At 72.5% G+C, this 24,440-nt stretch carries 11 protein-coding genes and 1 pseudogene; 1 reads left to right on the top strand and 11 read right to left on the bottom strand.

Annotated elements, in window-relative coordinates; translation table 11 throughout:
- Positions 1-54: 54 nt before the first annotated feature.
- The 8 genes from ACFVYL_RS25920 to ACFVYL_RS25885 all read right to left on the bottom strand — a co-directional run bounded on the left by ACFVYL_RS25920 (position 55) and on the right by ACFVYL_RS25885 (position 9,616).
- A complete protein-coding gene (locus tag ACFVYL_RS25920) occupies positions 55-2,721 on the bottom strand; it encodes a SpoIIE family protein phosphatase (RefSeq protein WP_389719871.1) in 2,667 nt (888 codons plus the stop codon).
- A gap of 173 nt (positions 2,722-2,894) precedes the next feature.
- On the bottom strand, positions 2,895-3,311 hold the full coding sequence (locus ACFVYL_RS25915; protein WP_389719870.1) for an ATP-binding protein: 417 nt from the start codon (positions 3,309-3,311) through the stop codon (positions 2,895-2,897).
- 116 nt (positions 3,312-3,427) lie between these two features.
- Positions 3,428-3,880: a (deoxy)nucleoside triphosphate pyrophosphohydrolase gene (locus ACFVYL_RS25910; RefSeq protein ID WP_389719869.1), complete on the bottom strand. Its 453-nt coding sequence runs from the start codon at positions 3,878-3,880 to the stop codon at positions 3,428-3,430.
- A gap of 44 nt (positions 3,881-3,924) precedes the next feature.
- Positions 3,925-4,110 (bottom strand): SPOR domain-containing protein, encoded by a 186-nt coding sequence (locus ACFVYL_RS25905; RefSeq protein ID WP_389719867.1) that lies wholly within the window; start codon positions 4,108-4,110, stop codon positions 3,925-3,927.
- 254 nt (positions 4,111-4,364) lie between these two features.
- Entirely contained in the window at positions 4,365-5,120 is a 756-nt protein-coding gene (locus tag ACFVYL_RS25900) for a GntR family transcriptional regulator (protein ID WP_389719864.1), read from the bottom strand.
- 112 nt (positions 5,121-5,232) lie between these two features.
- Positions 5,233-6,450, bottom strand: a complete 1,218-nt coding sequence (locus tag ACFVYL_RS25895; protein WP_389719863.1) for an alpha/beta hydrolase fold domain-containing protein — start codon at positions 6,448-6,450, stop codon at positions 5,233-5,235.
- 103 nt (positions 6,451-6,553) lie between these two features.
- Positions 6,554-7,786, bottom strand: a complete 1,233-nt coding sequence (locus ACFVYL_RS25890; protein WP_389719862.1) for a DUF4190 domain-containing protein — start codon at positions 7,784-7,786, stop codon at positions 6,554-6,556.
- Positions 7,787-8,041: 255 nt separating this feature from the next.
- Entirely contained in the window at positions 8,042-9,616 is a 1,575-nt protein-coding gene (locus tag ACFVYL_RS25885; RefSeq protein ID WP_389719861.1) for a S8 family serine peptidase, read from the bottom strand.
- Positions 9,617-9,921: 305 nt separating this feature from the next.
- On the opposite strand from ACFVYL_RS25885, the gene ACFVYL_RS25880 reads away from it, so the two are divergent.
- Complete coding sequence (locus tag ACFVYL_RS25880) at positions 9,922-11,046, top strand: threonine synthase (RefSeq protein ID WP_389719859.1); 1,125 nt, start codon at positions 9,922-9,924, stop codon at positions 11,044-11,046.
- Between the two features lie 1,496 nt (positions 11,047-12,542).
- Here ACFVYL_RS25880 and ACFVYL_RS25875 read toward each other — a convergent pair.
- The 3 genes and pseudogenes from ACFVYL_RS25875 to ACFVYL_RS25865 form a co-directional block, all read right to left on the bottom strand.
- The gene (locus tag ACFVYL_RS25875) at positions 12,543-13,658 is read right to left on the bottom strand and encodes an alpha/beta fold hydrolase (protein WP_389719858.1); all 1,116 of its coding nucleotides are present in this window, start codon (positions 13,656-13,658) and stop codon (positions 12,543-12,545) included.
- Positions 13,655-16,177 (bottom strand): thioester reductase domain-containing protein, encoded by a 2,523-nt coding sequence (locus ACFVYL_RS25870; RefSeq protein ID WP_389719856.1) that lies wholly within the window; start codon positions 16,175-16,177, stop codon positions 13,655-13,657. The genes ACFVYL_RS25875 and ACFVYL_RS25870 overlap by 4 nt, the downstream gene beginning before the upstream one ends.
- Positions 16,170-24,419: pseudogene (locus ACFVYL_RS25865) on the bottom strand (HAD-IIIC family phosphatase); the annotation flags it as partial. The pseudogene ACFVYL_RS25865 and the gene ACFVYL_RS25870, both read right to left, overlap by 8 nt.
- Positions 24,420-24,440 lie beyond the last annotated feature (21 nt).

Genomic DNA, 24,440 nt, shown 5'->3' with positions numbered 1-24,440 from the left:
CAAGAGCCCCACCCCGCTCCCCTCCCCGAGCTCGACGAGGAACCGGGGCCCGGGTCAGAACAGGCTGAGCAGCGCCTCCGCCGGGTCCATCGGCTCCGCGTCGCCGGGCAGGGCGAGTTCGAACCACACCGTCTTGCCGTGCGGCGTCCTGCGCGATCCCCAGGCCGCGCTGAGCAGGCCGACGAGCTGCAGCCCGCGCCCGCCCTCGTCGGTGTCCCTGGCCCGGCGGCGGCGCGGCTGGACGAAGCCTCCGTCCCACACCTCGCACACCAGCGTGCGGTCGAGCAGGAGGCGCAGTCTGATGTCGCCCTCGCCGTACCGCAAGGCGTTGGTGACGAGCTCGCTGACCAGCAGTTCCGCGGTGTCGCAGAGCCGTTCCAGGTCCCAGGCGCGCAGCTGGTCGCAGGCCAGTTCGCGGGCGCGGCCCACCGATTTGAGGTCGCGCGGCAGCGTCCAGTCCCCGACGTGCTCGGCGGGCAGGCCCTCGACGCGCGCCATCAGGAGCGCGATGTCGTCCTCTCCGTGGTGGGTGTCGAGCGTGTTCAGGACGTGGTCGCAGACGTCCTCAAGCACGGGAGGCGCGTCGTTGAGAGCGCCCACCAGGGCGTTCAGGCCCTCGTCGAGCGGGTGGTGGCGGGATTCGACGAGGCCGTCGGTGTAGAGCGCGAGGAGCGCGCCCTCGGGGAGCTCGACCTGGACGTCCTCGAAGGGCTCGCCGCCGACGCCGAGCGGCATGCCCGGGGGTACGTCGAACATGAGCGCGGACTCGCCGGGCTCCACGAGGACGGGCGGCAGATGTCCGGCGTTGGCGAAGGTGCAGCGGCGGGTCACGGCGTCGTAGACCGCGTACACGCAGGTGGCGAGGTACACCTCGCCGAGGTCCGCGTCCGCCGCCTTGCGGGCCGCGCGCGAGGCCTGCTGGGGACCTGCCGGGTTGCCGAGGCCGCGGGCGACCTCGTCGAGGGCGGAGAGCACCTCGGCGGGTTCCAGGTCGAGGAGCGCCAGGGTGCGGACGGCGGTGCGCAGTTCGCCCATGGCGACGGCGGCCCGCAGGCCTCGGCCCATGACGTCGCCGACGACCAGGGCCGTGCGGTGGCCCGGCAGTTCGATGACGTCGAACCAGTCGCCGCCGACCTCCGTGGCCGCGTTGCCCGGCAGATAGCGGCAGGCGATGTCGAGGCCGGACGCCTCGGGGTCGCCGGGCGGCAGCAGGGACCGCTGCAGTATCAGCGCGCGTTCGTGCTCGCGGCGGTACAGGCGTGCGTTGTCGATGCAGACCGCGGCGCGGGCGGCCAGTTCGACGGCGAGCGCCCGGTCGCGCTCGCCGAAGGGTTCGCTGCCCTTCGTACGGGAGAACTGGGCGAGGCCGACCACGGTGTCGTGGGCGACCATCGGCACGGCCAGCGTCGACTGGACGAGGCCACCGGTGCGCCGGCTCGCCGAATCGTCGTCGTCCCCGGTGATCAGGCGGGGGCGGGCGGCGCGCAGGGCGTCGGCGCAGGGCGACGTGAACGCGAAGCGGTGCACGGCGCCGACGTCGACGGGCCCGGTGCCCGCGGGAAACGGAGCGTCCGCGACGGCACTGGCGAAGGCCACCCGGCGCAGGTCGGCGCTGCCGTCGGCGAGCCCCGGCGGGGCTTCGTCGCCGTCGAGGAGCCCTTGGTAGAGGTCGACGGAGGCGATGTCGCAGAAGCCGGGGACGGCGACGTCGAGCAGCTCCCGGGCGGTGGTCTCCAGGTCGAGGGAGTTGCCGATGCGGGCTCCCGCCTCGTTCAGGAGGGCGAGATTGCGCCGTGCCTGGGCGGCCTCGCGGGCGGCGGCGTGCCGCCGGGTGACGTCGGTGCCGAGGCCGGCGACGCCGATGGGGCGGCCCGAACCGCTGTGCACGCGGTAGAGGTTGATCGACCAGTGCCTGCGGTCGCTGCTGCCGGGCGCGGGGCCCACTATCTGCATGTCCGTCACGGAATCGCCGGTCTCCAGGACCCGCTTCATGGCGGCGGCCATGCGGTCGGCCTCGTGGCGCGGCAGATAGTCGTGGACGGTGCGGCCGCGCTGGTCCTCGACGCCGCCGCCGAAGACGTCGGCGAACCGGCGGTTGGCGCGCTGCACCTTCAGGTCCGTGCCGAACAGCAGGAAGCCGAAGGGTGATTGGCCGAAAATGGCCTGCGATGCGGCGAGGTCCGTCTCGATCTGCCGCAGCGCGCGGACGTCGACGACGATGCAGACCGCGGCCCGCTCGCCGTCCTCCGTCTCGGTCGGCATGACGTAGATCTCGGCGATGCCCTCCAGGCCGCCGGGGCCGCCCCCGTGGCCGTGGGCCGGCAGCGAGTCCTCCGGCAGCCGGAAGGGGACGACACCCGTCCACTCCCGTCCGTCGAGGATCTCCGCCATCTTGCGGTGCCCGCCCGCGCGCAGCTCCGGCGGTACGAAGGCCTCGATGGGGTCCTTGCCCACGGCGTCCCGCGCCGCCACGCCGAACAGCCGCTCGGCGCGCGCGCTCCACTGGTCGACCAGGCCGTCGGCGCCGATCGAGAACGAGGCGACCTTGATGTAGTCGTAGATCGAACCCGGCGGGTTGCGCTGCCACGTCTCGTCGCCGGGGACTTCGCCCGCCACGTCGCCCCGGGCGGCGTCTCCCGCCGCGTCGTCCGTGCCCCCACGGGCCCTCGCGTCGCCCGACGGACCGTCGCGCTCCGTCGCCTTCGCTGGTATCTCGCTCACGCGAACCGTCCCCTCCAGCTCACCGCGCCCGGCACCGGTCACCGCGTACGGCTGACCGCAGTATCCAGCACTACGGTGCCGCGCCACACGGCGTTCACGATCACAGCACGTACTCGACGCTTTTTGGCCCGTGCCACCCTTGTGCCGGACGCCCATCGCACACTGCCAGTCTTCTAACCCGGCAGCGCCAGCTCGAACCACACCGTCTTCCCCGTCCTGCCCGTACGACCCGGCCGTGTCCCCCAGCGCCGCGACGAGCGGGAGACCAGCTGCAGGCCGCGCCCGCCCTCGTCGTCGGGTGCGGCCATCCGCTCCAGGGGCGGGTCGGGGAGCGGGTCGGAGACCTCCACGAGGAGCGCGCTTGTGGGGCCCGCGGGCCGTACGAGCCGTACGCCGATGGGCCCGGAGGCATGGCGCAGCGAATTGGTCACCAATTCACTGACGAGCAGCACGGTGATGTCGCCCAGGGCCGCGAGGCCCCAGTCCGCGAGCTGTTTGCGTACGACAGCCCGGGCGGTGCGGACCGCGCCGGGGTCCGCGGGAAAGGCCCACTCGGCGCAGTCGCCTTCGGTGTCGATCACGCCGATCACTTCCAGACCAGTAGCTGAACCTGTCCGGTTTCATGGGGTTAATGGGCACATACCCGATATCCAGGTGGGTTTACCGCGTCATGAGGCGCACTGTGGCACGAACGGCGTAGGCGGGCTCAGTGCGTGGCGTGCGGCACGCCGAGCGCCGCCTCGACGGCGGGCACGTCCGCGGTCAGCCAGTCGACCGACCAGACGCGGTCGGGAGCGAGCCAGCGCAGCTCGTCGTGGTCCTGCAGGGGGCTCGGTTCACCCGAGACCAGCCGGGCCGTCCACACCCGCAGGACGTACCCCTTGGCGAGCGGCCACTGGCCGGGCACGCGGCCGGTCAGTTCGGCCTCGACGCCCAGTTCCTCGCGGAGCTCGCGCACCAGCGCGTCCTCGCACCGCTCGCCGGGCTCGACCTTGCCGCCGGGCAGCTCCCAGCCGCCCGCGAGCCCGGGGGGTGCGCTGCGCCGTGCGGCGAGCAGGCGTCCGCCGTCGTAGAGGGCGGCGCCCACCACGATCCGCTCGTCCGCCGGATCGCGTTCGTCCGCCGTGCCGTGTCCGTCCGCCGTGCCGTGTCCGTTCATGTGCCGGAGCCTAGGCGAGGCCTGTCCGGCGGCGGACGCACGGTTCAGCGGCCGCTGCCGTTCTGGCTCAGCCTCTCGACGGAGTAGAGCTGGCGGTGGCCGCGGTCGTCGAGGCTGTCCGCGATGCGCTGCGCCTCGGCCTTCGTCGCGTACCTGCCCACGCGATAGCGGTTGCCGTCGCCGTCCTGCCGTATCACGAACCAGGGCAGCAGGCCCGTACCGTCATTCATCGCGCCCCTCCGCTCGCCACCCCCGGCGCGCCCCACGCCTCGATCAGTAAGGAAACCGCAATCCGCATATGCCCGAGCCTACGCCCGACCTTTACTCAGCGGATACGGCTTTGCACGAAGAGATACGCAGGGGGGTCGCTATCGGCCAGCCGGTGCGGTCTCGGCGCGTGATCGGGTGCAAGGGGGCTGACCCGGAAGGGAGCGGAAGGGAGCGAAGGGGGGCGTGAAGGTGGCGTGAAGAGGCGCGGCGCGGGCTACTTCACGGGCAGGTGGTACGCGATCCGATAGCGGTCGGCGGGCACCACGATGTCGGCCGTCTCGACCGGCCGGCCCGACGCGTAGTACGTCCGGTGGACGACGAGGACCACATGACCGGGGACGCCGCCGAGCGCCGTGAGCTCCTCGGCCAGACCCGGGCGGGCGCCCACGTCCTCCGCCACGTTGTCCACGACGACGTCGATGGCCGCCATCCGCTCCACCACCCCGCAGCCGCCGAGCGGGCCCTCCTCGGGGAGCATCACGGGCGAGCGGCCGGTGACGGCGAGGGGCTCCCAGGAGGTGGAGAGCATCATGGCCTCCCCCGCGTCCCGGAAGACGTACTTCGTGCACATCACGCGGTCGCCCGGGCGGATGTCGAGCCGCTCGGCGACCGCGACGCTCGCCTCGACCTGCTCGCTGCGGGACTCCCAGGTGCCGCGCGCGCCGTCCGCGGCCTGCTCCTGACGGAACGGCGTCGATCCGCCGTTCGCCGCGCGGTACCCGGCGCGGGCGACCTTGCGCGGGGCGGGGTGCTCCCGCACATAGGTGCCGGATCCGGAGCGGCCCTCGACGAGGCCCTCGGCCATCAGGACCTTGCGCGCCTCCAGGGCGACCGTGTCCGACACCCCGTACTCCTCGCGGATTCTGGCCTGCGAGGGGAGCCGTGTGTGCGGCGGCAGCGAACCGTCGACGATCTTCTTGCGGAGATCACCCGCGACGCGCAGATACGCCGGCTGCTCACCGAAAGTCACTAGCCACTCCCATCAGGTTGACAGACAGCAACAGCCTGGCAACCGTGGGTTGTTGGGTGCAACCCAAGGCCAAGGATTCACCCGATGTGATGATTTCTTGCGGTGCGGGTCTTTACGCAGGGCCTTTCCGCGGATATGGGGAACGATCGAGGGAGCCGAGGAAACGCTTCGTCGCGGCCCGCGCGATCTGGCTGCCCCAGCCGCCCCAGTTCACGTCGAAACAGTGGTCGGCCCACGGGAGTTCGATGTACGTCGCCGGGGCGCCGACCTCCTTCAGGCGCCGGGCCAGCTCGCGCGCCTGCGCCACCGGCACCGCGCGGTCCGCGCTCCCGTGCAGCAGCAGCGTCGGCGGGACATCACCGCGGACGAGGCGCGCCGGTGAGCCCAGGCGGTAGCGGGCGGGGGCGGTGGCCGCCGAACCGCCCATCAGGCGCGGCATCATGGGGTCGCCGCGCAGCGCGGTGCCGGCGATCAGGCGCCCCATGTCGGTGGGCCCGTAGAGCGAGATCACCCCCGCGACCGAGCTGTCCCGCACCGGGCACGACGCCGGGACCCTGCTGTCGCCTCGCGTGTAGGCGGCGGCGAGCGCGAGATTGCCGCCGGCCGAACTCCCCGCGAGAAGAAGGCGGCCGGGGTCGATGCCGTACACGCGCGCGTGCCGGCGCACCCAGCCGACCGCGCACTTCACGTCGCCGATCTGGTCGAGCTGGGTGGCCCGGGGGGCGAGGCGGTAGTCGACGTCGAAGACCGACCACCCACGGGCGTTGAACCACCGGTTCCACTCGGGGGTCTGACTGCGGTGTCCCTTGTTCCAGCCGCCGCCGTGCACCCAGACGACGGCGGGCCGCCGCACCGCTTCCCGCTTGGGCAGCGCCCACAGGTCGAGCCTCAGCTTCTGCCCCCGCTCCGGGTGCGCCCCGCGGACGGCGCCCACGCGCGCGTACGTGAGCGTGCGCGTGCGGTCGGGCACCTTGGCGTAGTTGATGCCGTCGAAGTACCGGGCGGGGGCGAGCTGTTGACCCGCTCGCTGGGCGGCGCCGTACGCGGCCGCGTACGGCATGACGCCGTACACGAGGGCGGCGAAGGAGGCGAGCGCGGCGAGCCCCGCGCACCAAGGGTGGCGCCGGCCCGCGCACGCGGCGGCGGCGAGTCCGAGCAGCCCCGGCGGCAGCAGTACGAGGCCCCAGGAGGTGATGGCGCCCGCGACGAGCACCAGGAGCGGGACGCGGGGCAGCGGGGCGGCGACGAGGACGGTGAGTGCCGCGTTCAGGAGCCCGGCACAGAGGAGCAGAACCCTGGCGACGGCGGGAGGCGGCACGACGGACGTCACACCGAAGAACTATCACAGAAGCGGACAAAAACGCTCTAGGGTGATCGCTCCGGTGGCCTTTCAGAGCTTGGCCCACTCCGGAACCCGCCCGCTTCGTTTCGGATCACACCGCGGCGTCGCCGCCGCCCCCGTGATCCTCGTCGAGACCCGACTCCGGGCCGTCCTCCGGGGTCGCGTCGCGCGGCGAAGTGACCGCGAGGCCGAGGGACTTGCGGGCCGCGACGGCGCTCTTGTCGCCGAGCCGCTGCACGCCCGCCACCTGGTGCTCGTTGAAACCGTCGGCGTCGGAGGCCGCGGCCGCCTTCCTCCACTCCTTGCGCCCCTCGCCGATCTCGGCGACGAGCGCGTCGATGTGCGCCCGCGACGCCGCGGGCCAGTCGTGCGCGCGCAGCTGCCGCGCCTGCTCGGCAAGGCCCTTGTCGACGCGGGCGGCCCACTTCTTGTGCCCGTCGAGGTCGTTCTCGACCAGCTCGTCCTCGGGCGCCGTCGCATAGGCCTTGTCGAAGGCGCGGTCCGCCTTCACGTACGCGAGCTGGTGGGCGTCGAGCGTCGACGCGTCGCGGCGCAGGGAGCCCTTCAGCGGGTGCTCGCGGTCCGCGGCGGCGAAGATGCAGGTGACGTGGCGGTCGCCCTGGCGCCAGGTGGCCCGGTCGGGCATGAAGAAGTAGATCTCGGCGTCGCCGGGGTCCAGCCAGCTGTCCATGACGTAGTCGTCCTGGAGGTCGGTGCACCGGGTCTCGGCGAGCCCGGCGATGGCGTCCTCCCCCGGGAAACGGGTGTGGTTCACCCGGAACTCGGCGAAGACCTCCCCGTCGTGGCGCCCGGAACACGGGACGTTCGCGACCTGGAAGGCGTACTTCATGGAGTCGAGTTTCCCGTCGGGGGCGTCGAAGCAGCCGCCCTTGTCGACCGGGAAGGCACCGGCCCCCTGCCGCGACTCCCGCGCCGCCTCCCGGAACCCCTCCATGAACGCGCTCGCACCGCCCGTCACCACACCGAGGACGAGCAGCAGCACGCCGACCACAGAGAGGATGCTCCCCGCGATCGCGAGCCCCTTGCCGCGCTCGCCCTTCCGCTTGATCTGCGCGAACGCGACAAGGCCGAGGACGAGCCCGACGGCGGGCACAAAGCACAGGATCCCGAGCACCAGCGAGGCGATCGCGAACCCGTTCACCGGCGGCCGGGAGTAAGGGGAGTACGGCCCAGGCCACTGCCGATACGGGACCTGCCGGTACGGAACCTGCCCGTGCGGCGGCACCCACGGCGCCCCCGGCTGCTGCCCCGTCTGCCCCTGCGGAGGGGGCGCGTACGGGCCGGACGGCGGCGGTATGTCCACGGGTTACGTGCTCCAGGCTTGGCGGTGCGGAAGGCTTGGCGCATCGTAATCGGGGCCGGGGGCGTAAAGGTAATGGCGGGGGCGTAAAGGTAATGCGGCAGTAAACATCGACATCTCGGGCGGTCGTCGGCTCGTCCCCGCGGCGGGCTGGGTCGCTGACCCGGAGCCGTACCGCGAGGACTTTTGACCGCAGGACTCGTTGTCCAGAACCTGCGTAGGACCTGCCTAGGCCCGCCTAGAACTGCCTAGGCCTGCCTAGAACTGCAGACCCCAGGAGTCGATCTTCCCGGTGTCCTGCGCCGCGTTGTCGCTGACCCGCAGCTTCCATGTGCCGTTGGCCGTCTCCGAGGAGGCGTTCACGGTGTACGTGGTGTCGATGTTGTCCGAGCTGCCGCCGGTCCCGTAGCCCTTGAGCGTGTAGGCCGTGCCGTCGGGGGCGATCAGCTGGACCTGGAGGTCGCCGATGTAGGTGTGCTGGATGACGACCGGCACGGAGAGCGAGGCCGGGGCGGAGCCGTCGACGCCCGTGACGGTGATCGGCGACTCGGCCGTGGCGTTGTCGTTGATCGCGTAGTCGTCGGTGTTGGTGAACTTCTTGCCCGGCGGGTTGGTGGTGCCGCCCGTGACGTTCAGGAGGCGGTTGGGCGAGCCCGAGCCGGGGTTGCCGACGACGCCCGTCGAGGAGGCGCTGACCAGGGCGGCGGACACCTGCGCCGGGGTCGACGTGGGGTTCTGGCCCAGATAGATCGCGGCCGCGCCCGCGACGTGCGGGGAGGCCATCGACGTACCGGAGATGGTGTTGGTCGCCGTGTCGCTGGAGTTCCACGTCGAGGTGATCGAGGAGCCCGGGGCGAAGATGTCGAGGATGCTGCCGTAGTTGGAGTAGCTCGCGCGTGCGTCGGTGTTGGTCGTGGCACCGACGGTGATGGCCTCCGCCACGCGCGCGGGAGACTTGGTCGACGCGTCGGTCGACTCGTTGCCCGCCGCCACGGCGTACGTGACGCCGGACGCGATGGAGTTGCGTACGGCCGTGTCCAGCGCGCTGTCGGCGCCGCCGCCGAGCGACATGTTGGCGACGGCCGGCTTGACCGCGTTCTTGGTCACCCAGTCGATGCCCGCGACGACCTGCGCGGTCGTGCCGGAGCCCTGGTTGTTCAGGACGCGCACGCCGACGATCTTGGCCTTCTTGGCGACGCCGTGCAGGGTGCCGGCGACGGTGCCCGAGACGTGCGTGCCGTGGCCGTGGCCGTCCTGCGCGGTGTTGTCGTTGTCGACGGCGTCGTAGCCGTAGGAGGCGCGGCCGCCGAAGTCGCTGTGGCTGATGCGGACGCCGGTGTCGATGATGTACGCCGTGACGCCCTCACCCGCGGAGTCCGGGTAGGTGTACTTCTGGTCCAGCGGCAGGTTCTTCTGGTCGATGCGGTCCAGGCCCCAGGACGGCGGGTTGTTCTGGGTCGCGGTGGCGGTGAACGTCCGGTTCTGGACGACCATGTCGACCGCCGGGTCGGCCGCGAACTTCTTCGCCTCGGCCTCGGAGAGCTCGACCGCGTAGCCGTTGAGGGCCTTGTCGTAGGTCCGCTCGATCTTGGCGCCGTACTCCTTGGCCAGGGCCTTGCCCGCGGCCGAGCGGGCCTTCGGCGCGTTCTTGTCGAGGCTCACGATGTAGCTGTTCTTGATCACTCCGGGGGCGCCGGCGTTCTCGATCGTGCCTTCCGCCCGGTCCGGCCGGGCATTCGCCGGGAGGGCGGAGACGACGCCGAGGGCGAGGGCCGCGGCCGCGGTCGCGCTGATCCCGGCCAGTCTTCGGCGGTTATGACGCGTCACTGCCATCTGAGGGGTCCTCCTCAATAGGTGGTGCGCTGGTGGGGGATTGGTGCGGGTTGGTGCGGATGAGTGCTCATTGGTGCCGTGGTGCCCACACTCACGGGGAGCAGTCGACAGGGCCATGTCAAGGCGACGTGCCGACTCCCGCCTCCGTCCGGACGAAAGATTGGCGGATCCATAGGCAACCCACAAGGGTCAGGACCGGACGTAACGCGGCTGCGGCGTTCCGTTTCTGACGGCCGTCACCACAGGCGCCGGGCCTGGCCTCCTGTCCCCCCTGCCTCACCAACCGACCCCACTAGCCTGCGCGCATGACCACTGCCACGGATTCGCCCGCCCTGCCCGACTACGTGTGCCCGGTCGACGGGACGCGCGTGCCCCCGGCCTCGCTCGCCTGGTCCTGCCCCGCCTGTCGCGGCCCTCTCGACCTGGACTTCTCCCCCACGCCCGCGCCGCTGGGCAGTCTGTCCGGCCGGGTGAACTCCCTCTGGCGGTACGCGGAATGCCTGCCGCTGCGCACCCCCGCGATCTCGCTCGGCGAAGGCCGCACGCCCCTCGTCGAACTGGAGGGAAGCATCTCGGCCAAGCTGGACTTCCTGATGCCCACGCTCTCCTTCAAGGACCGCGGGGCGGTCGTCCTCGCCGCTCTCGCGCGGCACCTGGGCCCGGACCGGGTGATCGCCGACAGCAGCGGCAACGCGGGTACGGCCGTCGCCGCGTACTGCGCGCGGGCCGGGCTCCCCTGCACCGTGTACGTCCCCGCCGGTACGTCGCCGAAGAAGCTGGCGCAGATCGGCGCGCACGGGGCTCGGCTCGAAGTCGTGGACGGCGACCGCGAGGCGACGGCCCGCGCGGCCCGCGCTGCCGCCGACGAACCCGGCACGTTCTACGCCTCCCACGTCCACAACCCCTACTTCCTCCAAGGCACCAAGACCTACGTCCACGAACTCTGGGAGGACCTCGGCGGCACGCTGCCCGACGCGCTCGTCGTACCCGTCGGCAACGGCACCCTGCTGCTCGGCGCGGCGCTCGCGGTGCGGGAGCTGTACGGGGCCGGACTCATCGCGCGCCGGCCCGCGCTGTACGCGGTCCAGTCCGCTGCGGTCGCTCCGCTCGCCGAGGCGTGGCGGGCCGGCGCGGACGACCTCCTCGGCGAGGTCCCGTCGGCGCCGACGTTCGCGGAGGGCATCGCGATTCCCCGGCCGCTTCGGGCACGGCAGGTTCTTCGGGTGGTACGCGAGTCAGGGGGCGGCTTTCTGACGGTGACGGAGAATCAGATCGCGTCGGGTCAGCGGGACTTGGCTGCGCGCGGCCTGTACGTCGAGTCGACCGGGGTGGCGTGTTGGGCGGCCGTACGGGAGGGGGTACTCGGGGATCGCGGGGTGGTGGTTCCGCTGTGTGGGGCTGGGGCGAAGACGGGGCTGGCGGGGGCGTGAACGTTGGGCTGGGGGCCTCTCCGATGCCGGGCCCACGGGGCCGGGGGCGGGGAGCCGTGGTGGGGCGGCGCCGAGAGCTGGGCGGGGCCGCCCGGTTTTTTGCGGAGTGTGGCGGTTCCGGGCCGGCAGTAAAGGGCGCCCTTCGGGCGTCGGCTGCGCCGATTCCGCTGCGCTCCACCCTTGACTCCCGTCCCTCCACCGCACGTTGACCTTTGACCCGGACGGCCAGGGTGGGGCCGACGGGATCCTCTGCTCGGGTCATCGGCTCTCGCTGCCGGGTGCGGACCGGCCCATCGTGGGCAGGCGCCCCGCTCACGGCGCGGCCAGCCGTACGGCCTCGCCGCTCGGGCCATCACCCTTCATCGCCGGGTGCGGACCGGCCCATCGTGTGTCTCTGCCATAGTCCGAGCGCGGTCAGGCGCCCGGCCACGCTGCTCGGGTCACCGGCTTTCGCTGCCGGGTGCGGTCCGGTCCATCGTGGGCAGGCGCCCCGCTCACGGCTCGGCCAGCCGCACGGCCGCGCCGCTCGGGTCATCGGCTTTCGCTGCCGGGTGCGGATCGGTCCATCGTGGGCGGGTGCCACGGTCGGTGCGCGCCGGCAGGCACCCGGACTGGACCACGGACCCTTCACCCGGGGGGGTATGGGTCATCAACTTTTTGGAAGTTGCGAAGGGACCCGCCGCGCGCCCCCCGTTATGGCGGATGCGCCGGGCGCCGGGTGCCGTGCGCGGCCGCAAGTCACTGGCACCCCGGGCTCCGGGTCATCAACTTTTCCAAAGTTGCGAAGGGGTGTGCCGCGCGCCCCCCGTCATGCTCAATGCGCCGCCAGTTGTGCGAGCCCGATCGCCCAACACCTCGTGTTGGGTGGTGTCTGCGGGGGCGCGCGGGGCGTGACCTGGGGGGCGCACGGCGATCCCATTCGCAACTTTCAAAAAGTTGATACCCGGTACCCCCCAGAGACGTGACTCGATGAGCCGAGCGGCTGACCCAGCCGCAACGGTGACAGCCACCGACGATGGACCGGACCGGACCGCACTCGGCAGCGAGAGCCGATCACCCGAGCAGCGAGGCCGTAGGGCTGGCCGAGCCGCGACCGGGGCACCCGCCCACGATGGACCGGACCGCACCCGGCGATGAAGGGGGATGGCCCGAGCGGCGTGGCCGGGCGGCTGGCCGAGCCCGAACCGTGACGTCTGCCCACGATGGGCCGGACCGCACCCGGCAGCGAAAGGGGATGACCCTCCTAGGCCAGCCCGCCGCCCCACCCTGGCCGTCCGGGTCAAAGGTCAACGTGCGGTGGAGGGACGGGAGTCAAGGGTGGAGCGCAGCGGAATCGGCGCAGCCGACGCGACCGAAGGGAGCGCCCTTTACTCCCGGCCCGGAACCGCCACACTCCGCACAACACCGGGCGGCCCCGGTGACCGTCAACGTCCCCGGCCCATCAGGCCCACCCCTCCCAGGGTGATGAAAACCGTGACGGCACGTGAGGTGAACGGTCAGACCCCCGTACCCCCGCCCGCTCCCGCCGGAACGGCCCGGCACTCGTCCAGGAAATCCACAATATGCCCGAACACATCCAACGCCGCGTTGCGGCCGATGAAGGCGTCCAGATGCCCGTACCCCGGCACCTCCACGTAGCGCACGTCCATCTCCGGGTACCGGCGCGACAGCACGTCATGGCACAGCTCGTTGGAGTCGTACCAGAATCGGTTGTCGCTGCCGGACAGGAGCATCAGCGGTGCCTCGAACTTGCCCGCGTTGTCGAGCGCGTTCTTCGGGAGCGCGTCGTACCGCCCGTCGGCGTCGTTGTACCGCATCATCGTGTGGGCCAGCTCGATGCTGCGCAGATGCGGCAGGATCCACATCGGCACCGTCCCGTACAGGTCGGCCAGGCGGTCGTGGGTGACCTGGTCGAGGTTGTCGTGCTCGAAGAGCGAACCGCCCACGCCCCACGAGTCGTTGTGCAGGATCTGGCAGTTGGGGTCCTTGCACTCCGCGCCCAGCGAGACCTCCGCGAAGATCAGCGAGTGCTTCGACCAGAGGCCGACCTTCTTGAAGTCGGTGGGGATGTTGACGAAGCGGGACCGGAGGAGCTCGCCGCCGAAGTGCAGGCGGGCCCGGGTCTTCCAGGACATCTTCGGTGTGAGGAAGACGCCCTGCGCGACGACGCCCGCCAGACCGGGCACCAGGCCCGCCGCCATGCTCAGCGACAGGCACATCGCCCCGATGCAGTGCGCGACGACGAGCAGGTCGCGCCCCTCGGTCCGTTCCTTGATCAGCGACACCGCCTCGGGGATGTCGTAGAGCGCCACGTCGTCGAACGTGTAGCGCACCCGGCCCTCGTTGTAGGGCAGCCGGCAGCTGCCCCGCCAGTCGAGCAGCCACGGTTCGTAGCCCGCGTCGAGCAGGACGTCGACGAGGTTGCGGGTCTCCGGGAGCATGAACATGTCCGCCGAGGCGGTGAGCCCGTGCAGGATCAGTACGGCCGGGCGGTCGGTGGAGCCGTCGGCCGGAGCGACCCGGCACAGACCGAGTTCCGTGCCGTCGGAGGCCGTGAAGGGGATCTCCTCGACCCGGTCCCCGAGTGCGTGGTGAAGGGGCCTCAGCGTCATCGGGTCTGCTCCCTCTTGATCATCAGTTTTCTGATCTTGCGTTGCACCTTGTCCTTGTCCCGGTCGATCGCGTCCTTGCGCAGGTCGAGGAGTTCGGCGGCGACGCGCAGGGACGGCTCCGCGAGCCCCATGCCCACCTGCACGAAGAACCACGAGAGCCAGGCCAGCTTGGCGAGCCGCTGCTCCTGCGACGTGAGGCGCGGGTCGACCCGGATGCCGTCGATCTGGTCGGGGACATAGCTCTTGCCGGGCACTTTGACGACGCCGGACAGGCTCGCGGGCTCGCCCTCGCGCCCGATGGTGACCTCGATGGTCCGGGTCTGCTTCCAGAAGTCGCGGCTGGCGCGGGCCGTCTTCCAGCCCTCCAGCCACCAGCGGCCGCCGTCCCGGTCCACCAGGACCATGCGGTAGCGCAGCAGCGGATGGTCGCTGCCGTGCTGGAGCGGTACGCCTTCGTCGGGGCGGACCCAGATCTCGCCCGCCTCCACCGTCAGCGGCTCCGGGTGCAGCCGCTCGCAGGTCACCTCGCCGCGTACGTCGATCTTCCGGTGCCGTACGACCTGGTACATGCTCGCGATGGAGAGCGTGAGGGCCATCCTGCACTTGGTGTCGCGGTCCTCACCGACCGGGCCCACGTGGCCCTTCGTCCGCTCGCGGAACGAGAGGTAGGGCGGGTCGTCGCTGCTGGGCAGCCGGGCGACGCCGTCCTTGGCCATCCGCTCGAAGGCCTTCAACTGGGCCTGGGATCCGTACCGTTCGGCCATCGGGAGCCGGTGCCTGGTCACGAACATCTCGGTGCGTTCCGAGCCCGCCTCGGGGCCGAACATCAGCGCCTCGAACAGCTTCATCGCGGTGGGGCTGCGCAGGATGCGTATCAGGAAGTCGAGCTCGGGGACCGGCTCGGCCGCGTGCCGCTGGAGCAGGTCGTCGCGCCAGTCGCGCCAGTTGGCGATGCGGACGTTCATGCCGGCCAGCTTCATGTCCTTGACCAGTTCCGGCAGCGTCTCCGCGCGGCCGGTCAAGTTGTAGTTCTGGCCCCACGCCTTGGGGTCGAACACCACCGCGGCCGCCACCTTGCTGATCCAGTCCACCGGTGCCAGGTTCATGAACTTGAAGGCCGGCACGGTCCGGTACCGGGAGATCGCCCCGATCAGCCCCGTGCTGAGGTCGCGCGGGTTGTAGACGCCGGTACGGGTGTGGCCGCCGATGGCGCCGGGACGCAGGAACGTCACCGTCAGACCGTGTTCGCGGGCCCGTCGCAGCACCGCCTCGGCGGCCCACTTCGACTTGTCGTAACCCGCGAAGAGCCGGTCGATGTGGGCGACCGGGTCGTCCTCGCCCATCTTCTCGATGCCCACCTCGTTGAAGACGGCGACCGACGACACGTGGTGCACCGGCTTGGGCCGCCCCGTCATCGCCAGCTCGGCGAGGACCAGCGGGCCGAGCACGTTGGTCTGGCGCAGCGAGGGGTAGCCGCGCAGGAAGTCGACGGCGGCGGCGACGTTGACGATCGAGTCGACCTCCTGGGCCAGGTCGGCCCAGGCCTCCTCCGACAGGCCGAGGCGCGGCTGCCTGAGGTCGGCGGCGAGCACCGTGACCCGGCGCCGCACCTCGGCGGACCAGGGCTGGTCGAAACTGGCCAGGGCGTCGGCGAGGCGCCGCTCGGCCGCCGCGTCGTCCGCCGCGCGCACCACGCAGACCACCTCGGCGTCGCCCTGGCGCAGCAGGTCGAGCAGGAGGTGGCTGCCGAGGTAGCCGGTGGCGCCGGTGAGCAGGATGCGGCGCGGCGCACGGGGCTCGGCCTGGCGGCTGAACGGCAGCCGGTCGGCGAGCGCGAGGTCGGCCAGGATCATCTCCAGGTCCTCGTGCGCGCCGTCCTCCGAGGCACGGACGACGACCGGGGCGATGGACGGGGAGCTGTTCGGGGCGGTCTGCGTCCCGTTCGGGGCCGTCTGCGTCCCGTTCGGGGCCGTCTGCGTCCCGTTCGGAGCGGTCTGCGTCCCGTTCGGGGCCGTTTTCGGGGCGTCCTCCGGAACCGGGCGTACGGCCGGAGCCTGCTCGGTCACCGTGGTCGGCAGGCCCGCCGCGACGGCCCAGCGCTGCGCGAGGCGGCGGGGCCGCGCGTCCGCGAAGACGTCGTCCAGGCTCACCCGTACGTCCAGTTCGCGGGCCATGACCGCGACCAGCTCGACCGCGTCGACCGACGAGAGGCCCGCGTCGAACAGGTCCGTCTCGGGGTCGGGCGTGCTGCCCTGGAGGAAGCGGGCGGCCCGGGCGGCGATGTCCGCGGCGACCTCCGCGACGCCGCGGGCAGTACCCTCCGGCTCCGCGGCGGAAGCCCCCTGCACGACGGCAGGGGCGGCAGGGACGGCAGGGGCGGCAGGCCCCGTCGCCTTCCGGAAGCGCGCGAGGAGGTCGGAGGCCTGGGCGCGGCCGGGCCCGCGCCGCTCGATCACCTCCTCCTCGGGACGACGGTTGACACTGCGGTTGCGACTGGTGCCGCTACCCGCCTCAGGCATTGCTGACCTCCGCTGCGTTTTCGGATCCGAGGTCCCAGGAGCGGAACGCACGGAGTTGTGCCACCGGCACCGCGACCTCGAGGCGCGGTGCCTCGACGTCGCCGCCGCCCAGGCGGGAGACCAGGCGTCGTGCGGGAATGTTGCGGGGCGTGTTGTCGGCGACGAGGCGCACCGTGGCGCACCCGTGGTCCTCGGCCCGGTCGGCAAGCCACTGCAGGAGCCGGTCCTCCACGCCCCGGCCGAGCACGCGGCAGCTCATCATCCAGGCGACCACTTCGAGCGCCTCGTCGTCCGCCGTGACGGCCAGGACGCCGATCTGCCCGTACGCGCCGAAGCGGTCGCGAGCGGTGGCCGTCCACACCTCGCCGTCCTTCTGCAGCCGCGCCAGTTCGGCGGCGTCCAGGGGGCGGGGGCGCAGGTTGAACTGGTTGGTGCGCCTGCTCAGTTGAACGGTGCGCTCGGCCGTCTCGTCGGACACGGGCTCGATGTCGAGTTCGAGCTGAAGGTTCTCCAGGAAGTCCGCGAACCCCAGCTGGGCGCGGGCCTCGTCGCGCACCTGCTCCTGCCGGTAGAAGTCGGCCCTCGCGGAGTCCTCCGCCGTCGCGGCTCGCGGCACCATCGGCCACAACCGGCCGACGAAGCCGGCGAGTTCGCCCGCGCCGGGGCAGGTGACGCAGAGCACCTCGGGCAACTGGGCACGCACTCCGGCGATTTCCACCGGGTTGTCGTCCAGGAAAAGGAAGCTGTCGAGACCGAGCCGCAGCTCGTCGGCGATGCGCGCGATCCGCCGCCACTTGGGCTCCCACTCCGCGGAGATCGCGGCGAAGTGCTCCCGGTGCAGCGGGCTGTCCGGCCGGTCGAGGATGCGGTGCACCGTCTCCTCGTCGTTGTTGGAGACCAGGGCGAGCAGCACGCCGGCCTCCCGCCACTGCAGCAGCCGCCGGGCGAGCAGGGCGCGGGGCCCGGTCCAGTCGACGTTCTCGGGCCCGACCTCACCGGCGATCCCGCTCCACAGCGTCTCGTCGCCGTCGACGACGATCACCTTGGGCGCCGGGCGGCCGGCCTTCCAGACGAGGTCGGCGAGGCGCAGCGCCACCACTGCCTGGAACTCGTCCTGGAACGGCAGGTGGGCCACCGCGTCGGTGTGCGCGTCGAACACGTCGTCCACCGGGTACGCGTCGTCGTTCCAGCCGTCCGACGGCAGTACGGCGATGCCCGGCCGGTCGGCGATGCGCTCGGTGACCTGCCGTTCCCACGCGCGCAGCCGGGCGTCGCCGGAGTGCTCCGGCAGGAAGGCCACGACGAGCGGGGTGCGGGTGCGGTCGGCGAGGGCGCACAGGGCGTCCGGGTACTCGCCGGCGAGCTGCGCGAGCAGGTCGTCGTCCACGTCGGCGTCGGCGAAGCGCGTCAGGTCGCCGGGCCGCAGCAGGACGAGGTTCGCCGCGGTCGACGACTGGGCGAGGACGCTGCCCGGGTCGTGGAGACTGGCGAGCACCTGGTGGTACGGGGCTTCGACCACGTCGAAGGGGCCGCCCTCGGCGCCGGTGTCCTCCAGGGCGACCGAGAGCATGGCCGGGAGGTTGCCGAGCGCGAAGGTGGCGGCGACGGCGATCCGGGCCGGGGGCCGGGGTTCTGTGGCGGTGGCCGTTGCGGGCTCGGTGGCCACGGTGACGGGTCCTTCCGGTAGGGCGGGGAGAGGGTCGGGAAGCGCGACGAGGGTGTCGGGGCCGTCGGCGATCTCCTCGGCGAGCGCGAGGCAGCCGCGTGCGAGTGCCGCGCAGCTCTCCTCGTCCATGACGTCGGCGTTGTACTCCAGGCCGAACCTGCCGAGGCCCGGCATCACCGTGACCATCAGGTCGAGGTCGGAGTAGCCGGTGCCCGCCGGGACGATCCGCAGACCCTCCGCCGCGCCGGCCTGCGGCGGCATGTAGTTGAAGTAGACCTCGACGAGGGGCGCGTCCTTGCGGTACAGGCCCTCCTCGACGAGGGCGGACATCGCGTCGAAGAACGTGACGCCGCGCTCCAGGACCCGGCTGAGCCTGTTGTCGGTGCGCCGCAGGACGTCTGCCGCGCCCTCGCCGGGCTCGACCTGGGCCGCGTACGGGATGGGCAGTCCGAAGTAGCCGACCGCGTCGAGGGCGGAGACGTGCATGCGGGTGTCGACGGGGACCGCGAGGACGAACCTGTCGCGCTCGCGCAACCGGGCGAGGTGCACGGTCAGGACGCCGAGCCAGAAGGCGGCGGGCGTGATGCCGAGGCGGTTCGCGTGGGCCGTCACCTTCTCGTGCAGCTCCGGCGACAGCTCCGCCAGGTGCATGGCCGACCGGAACGACCGCTCGGCGGGCCGCGGGGCGGCGAGTTCGAGGTCGAGGCGCCGGGCGCCCACGAAGTCCGCGCGCCAGTCGGCCGAGGGGGCCTGCGCGTCCGCCGGGCCCCGCTCGTCCTCCGGGCGCGTGGCCTGGGCCCGCAGCAGCAGGTCGATGTCGCGGTTGGTGACGACGGCGGCGGGCGGCTCGGCGGACCCGAGTCCGGCGCCGAGCCCGTGCGCCACCAGCATCAGCGAGGCCAGGTCGGACACGGCGTGGTGCGCGCCGAACACGAGGACCTGCTCGCCGGACGGGTACGCGAGCAGCTCGAACCGCCACAGCGGGGCGAGAGCCAGGTCGAACGGCGGCTCCATCAACGCGCGCAGCCGCTCGTCCACATCGGTGCCCTCGGCCACCTCGGACCAGCGCACCAGGTCGCCGTCGAGGGTCCGCCGCACCTCCAGCTGCTGCCCGCCCTCCGCGTCCGCGACGATCGCGGTGCGCAGCGCGGCGTGCCGGGCGGCGAGCGAGCCGATCACCTCGGTGAGCCGGTCCGCGGTCGTCGGCGCCGCGAGGCGCACGGCGAGGCCGATGTGGTGCGTGACGGCGGGCGTTCCGTGCTGCTCGGCGCGGAGCAGGCGTACGACGTCGCGGGTGGCGGGGTGCCGTACGACGTCCGCGACCTCCTCGGCGCCCTCGTCCGCGGCAGGTCCCGCGTCCTCGGCGACGGTCCGGCCCGCGCCCGCACCCGCACCCGCGACGAGCTGGTCGGCGATGCTCTCGACGCTGGCGCCGTTGAACAGCGACGCGATCGGCAGGGACTGGCCGAAGTCCGACTCGATCAGGCTGCGGATCTGCATGGCCATCACGGAGTCGAGGCCCTGGCCGACGAGCGGCGCGACGGTGTCGATCTCCGCGGTGTCGAAGCCCATGGTTCCGGCGAACCGGTAGCGGAGCCGGTCCACGACCGCGTCCCGCGAGTCGAGGGCCATGCGCCCGCCTCGGCCTGAGGCCGTCCGTCCCGCGCGGGCCACGGAGACGCGGGCGCGCGGCGGGAACAGACCGGCCAGGAGCGGGGGCAGCAGCCCCGGCTCGGTGGCGCGCAGGACGGGTTCGTCGAGGGCGGCCGCCAGGAGCAGCGCGTCGTCGCCCGCGGGCCCGGTGAGCGCGGCGTCCAGGAGCCCGAGCCCCTGGCCGGTGCCGAGGGCGGCGATCCCGCCGCGGTTGATCCGCGCCAGGTCGTCCTCGCCGAGGTGCCCGGTCATGCCGGTGGCCTCCGCCCACAGGCCCCAGGCCAGCGAGAGGCCGGGCAGGCCCGCGCGGCGGCGCTGCTGCATCAGCACGTCGAGGAAGGCGTTGGCCGCCGCGTAACTGCCCTGCCCCGCCCCGCCGAGCACGCCCGCGAGGGAGGAGAAGACCACGAAGGCGGACAGCTCCGTCCCCGCGGTCAGCTCGTGCAGATGCCAGGCCGCGTCGGTCTTCGGCCGAAGGACGGCGTCCAGGTCGTCGGCGGCGATGGACTCGACGACGGCGTCGCGGAGCACCCCGGCCGCGTGCACGACGGCCGTCAGCGGATACGCGTCCGGCACGTCGTCGAGCAGCACCCGCCGGAGCTGGTCCCGGTCGGCCACATCGCAGGCGCGCACGGTGACCCGCGCCCCGGCGGCGGAGAGTTCGTCGCGCAGCGCCTGTGCCCCGTCGGCGGCGAGACCGCGCCGGGACAGCAGGAGCAGGTGCCGGGCGCCGAGCCCGGCGGCGTGCCGGGCCACGTGGGCGCCGAGTCCGCTCGTGCCGCCGGTGATCAGTACGGTGCCGGTGCCGAAGGCGCGGGACGCGTCGCCGGACGTCGGCCCGGTCTCCTTGCGGCGCAGCTCGGGCACGTACAACTTCCCGCTGCGGACGGCCAGTTCGGGGCGTCCTGTGCGCAGCGCCTCCTGGAGCACGTCCTCGTCGAGGTCGGCCGGATCGCCGTCGGTGTCCACGAGGACGACGCGGCCGGGGTTCTCCGCGCGGGCGGCTCTGGCCAGTCCCCATACGGGCGCGTGGGCGAGGTTGATTTCGGTGCCGGGCTCCTCGGCGCCGGTGAGCACGGCGCGGCGGGTCAGCACGACCAGGCGCGCAGATGCGGGCCTGTCCTGCGCCAGCCACTCCCGCAGGTCGCGCAGGGTCCCGGTCAGTACGGTCCGCGCCCGGGCGGCCTCGTCGCCGTCACCGTCACCGGAACGCCCCTGCGCGTCGGGCGCCTTCAGAACCGTCAGGTCCGACGCGTCGACGTCCGCGTCCGGCGCCTCCTCGCCCGCCGCGTACGGCGACCACGCGACGGACAGCAGCGCGTCCGTGCTGCTGCCCGGCGTGACGAGGTCTCCCGCCGTCACGGGACGTACGAGGAGCGAGTCGATCCGGGCGATCGGCGCACCGGACGGATCGGCCGCCTCGACCGTGAAGGTGTCTCCCCCGGTGGGGGCTATCCGCACGCGCGCCTCGCCGGCGCCACGGCCGTGCAGGGTGACCGTCCCGAAGGAGAAGGGCAGCGGCGTGCGGCCGTCCAGGCCGTCCACCGCGGCGGCCTGCAGCGCGGCGTCCAGGAGAGCGGGGTGCAGCCCGAAGCGCTGCGCCTCCTCCGCCTGCCGCCCCGGCAGGGCCACCTTCGCGAGGATCTCGTCGCCGAGCCGCCACACGTCGGAAAGGCCCTGGAACGCCGGTCCGTACTCCAGACCCGCGTCGGCCATCGTGTCGTAGTGCGCGGCGGCGTCCAGGCGCTCCGCACCGGCGGGCGGCCACACGGCGGCGGACAACGGCCCCTCGGCCTCCACCGGGGCGACGGGGGCGGCGTCGGAGGCGAGGACGGCGCTCGCGTGCCGGGTCCACTCCGCCGCGCCGTCGCGCCCACGCGCCCGTGAGTAGACATCGAGCGGTCGGCCCGCCCCGTCCACGGCCCCGACCTGCACCTGTACGTCGATCTCGCCCTGTTCGGGCAGGACGAGCGGCGCGTGCAGGGTCAGGTCCCGCAGCACGTCGCAGCCGACCTCGTCGGCCGCGCGGAGCGCCATTTCCACGAAGGCGGTGCCGGGGAGCAGGACCGTGCCGAAGACGGCGTGGTCCGCCAGCCACGGGTGGGTGGCGCGGGATATCCGCCCGGTCAGTACGACGTCGTCGCCGCCCGCGAGACGCACGGCCGCGCCGAGCAGCGGATGCCGCACCGCGTCTAGCCCCGCGGACCCGACGTCGGCGGACGTGGCGGCGGGCGGCTGCCAGTACCTGCGGCGCTGGAAGGCGTACGTCGGCAGCTCCACGAGGCGCCCGCCGCTCACCCACGGCGTCCAGTCGACGTCGACACCGGCGACGAACACCTCGGCGAGGCCGCGCAGGAGCTGGGCCTCCTCGCTTTCGTTGCGCCGGAGCGTGCCGACGGCGCTCACTCCGGTCGTACGGAGGTGATCGGCGTACTGCGTCACGGCGCCGAGCAGGACGGGGTGCGGGCTGGACTCGACGAAGACGCGGTGCCCGGCCTCCAGGAGCTTGTGCAGGGCGGCGTCGAAGCGGACGGTCTGGCGCAGGTTGGTGAACCAGTACTCCGCGTCCATCACCGCGGTGTCGATCACGTCACCCGACACCGTTGAATACAGGGGCACTTGACCCGTGCGCGGCTTGATCTCCGCCAGTACGTCGAGCAGCTCGGCCTTGAGGTCCTCGACCTGCGGCGAATGCGAGGCGTAGTCCACCGCCACGCGCCGGGCCTGGATGCCGTCGGCCTCGCAACCGGTCAGGAAGGCGTCCAGTTCATCGGGCGCGCCGGAGACGACGACCTGCTCGGGGCCGTTGACGACCGCGATCTGCAGCCCGTCCGTCAGCCGCCCCACCACCTGTGCCTCAGGGGCGAGAACGGAGACCATGCCACCGCGCCCGGAAAGCTTCAGGATCGCCCGACTGCGAAGCGCCACGACCCGAGCGGCGTCGTCGAGGGACAGCGCCCCGGCCACACACGCCGCCGCGATCTCCCCCTGCGAATGCCCGACCACCGCAGCGGGCTTCACACCCAGCGACCGCCACAACTCCGCCAACGACACCATCACCGCGAACAGAACCGGCTGCACCACATCGACCCGACGCAGCACCTCCTCGTCCCCGTCACGCACCACGTCCAACAACGACCAGCCATCCACATACGACTCAAGAGCCGCCGCACACTCACCCATCCGCGACGCGAACACGGTTGAAAACTCCAGGAGTTCACGCGCCATGCCCACCCACTGCGAACCCTGACCCGGGAACACGAACACCACACCAGCGGAGGAGACAGCACGCCCCGCAACGACATCCGTCGCGTCCCGCCCGGCCGCCAACTCGGCCAGCCCAGACGCCAGTTCACCGACCTCACTGCCGAGCACGACCGCCCGATGCTCCAGCACCGCCCGCCCGGAAGCCAGCGTGAACCCGACATCGCGAGGGTCCAGGTCGGCGCCCTTCTCGAGCCGGGCGAGCAACCGCCCCGCCTGCTCCGCAAGGGCCGCCTCGCCGCGTGCCGAAAGGACCCACGGAACGACACCGCCGCGGCCGTCACGCACCGGCTCGGCCCCCTCGGCAGGGGCCTGCGCCTCGGTCTCGGGTGCCGCCTCCAGGATCACGTGCGCGTTCGTGCCGCTGTAGCCGAAGGACGAGACACCGGCCCTTCGGGGGCGGTCGAGCTCGGGCCACGGCCTGTTCTCCGTCAGGAGCCTTACGTGTCCCTCGGTCCAGTCGACGTGCTGCGAGGGCTCGTCCACGTGCAGGGTGCGCGGCATGATGCCGTGCCGCATCGCCTGCACCATCTTGATGATGCCCGCGACACCCGCCGCGGCCTGCGTGTGGCCGATGTTCGACTTCAGCGAACCCAGCCACAGCGGCTGGTCACCGCTGCGCCCCTGTCCGTAGGTGGCAAGGAGCGCCTGCGCCTCGATCGGGTCGCCGAGGGTTGTGCCCGTGCCGTGTCCCTCGACGACGTCGACATCGGCCGACGTCAGCCGGGCGCCGGTCAGTGCGTCCTGGATCACCCGCTGCTGGGCGGGGCCGTTGGGCGCCGTCTGGCCGTTGGACGCGCCGTCCTGGTTGACCGCGGTGCCGCGGACGACCGCGAGGACCCGGTGGCCGTTCCTCTCGGCGTCGGAGAGGCGTTCCAGGGCCAGCATGGCCACGCCCTCGCCCCATCCGGTGCCGTCCGCTGCCGTGGCGTACGACTTGCAGCGGCCGTCGGCGGCGAGGCCGCGCTGGCGGGAGAACTCGACGAAGACACCGGGTGTGGACAGCACCGTCACGCCCCCGGCCAGCGCCAGGGTGCACTCGCCCTCGCGCAGCGACTGCACCGCCTGGTGCAGCGCGACAAGGGACGACGAGCAGGCCGTGTCGACCGTGACGGCGGGGCCCTGCAGTCCGAGCGCGTACGAGACGCGTCCGGAGACGAGGCTGCCGACGCTGCCGCCCGCGGGGTCGTAGTCGTGGTGGAAGGAGCCGGTGAAGACGCCGGTGCGGGAGTCCTTGAGGGTCTGCGGGTTGATGCCCGCGCTCTCCAGGGCCTGCCAGGACGCCTCCAGCATCAGGCGCTGCTGCGGGTCCATCACGTGCGCCTCGCGCGGGGTGATCCCGAAGAACGCCGGGTCGAAGTCCGCGGCATCGTGCAGGAAGCCGCCGGAGCGGGTGTAGGTCTTGCCGGGGTTTCCCGGTTCGGGGTCGTAGAGCGCGTCGACGTCCCAGCCGCGGTCGGCCGGGAACGCGCCGATCGCGTCCTCTCCCCCGACGACGACGTCCCACAGGTGGTCCGGCGAGGACACCCCGCCGGGCAGCCGGCAGCTCATGCCGACGATCGCCACGGGTTCGGTACGACGGCTTTCGAGCGACTGCAACCGCCCGCGCGTGGCGTGCAGTTCCTCCGAAACCGCCTTGAGGTACTTGAGCAGCTCGTCTTCGGTGGGCATGAACTCACT

The sequence above is a fragment of the Streptomyces sp. NPDC058308 genome, assembly GCF_042880275.1.
Lineage (GTDB): Bacteria > Actinomycetota > Actinomycetes > Streptomycetales > Streptomycetaceae > Streptomyces.
Note: the sequence above shows the minus strand (reverse complement) of the source record. Positions and strands in the feature narration are given on the sequence as shown.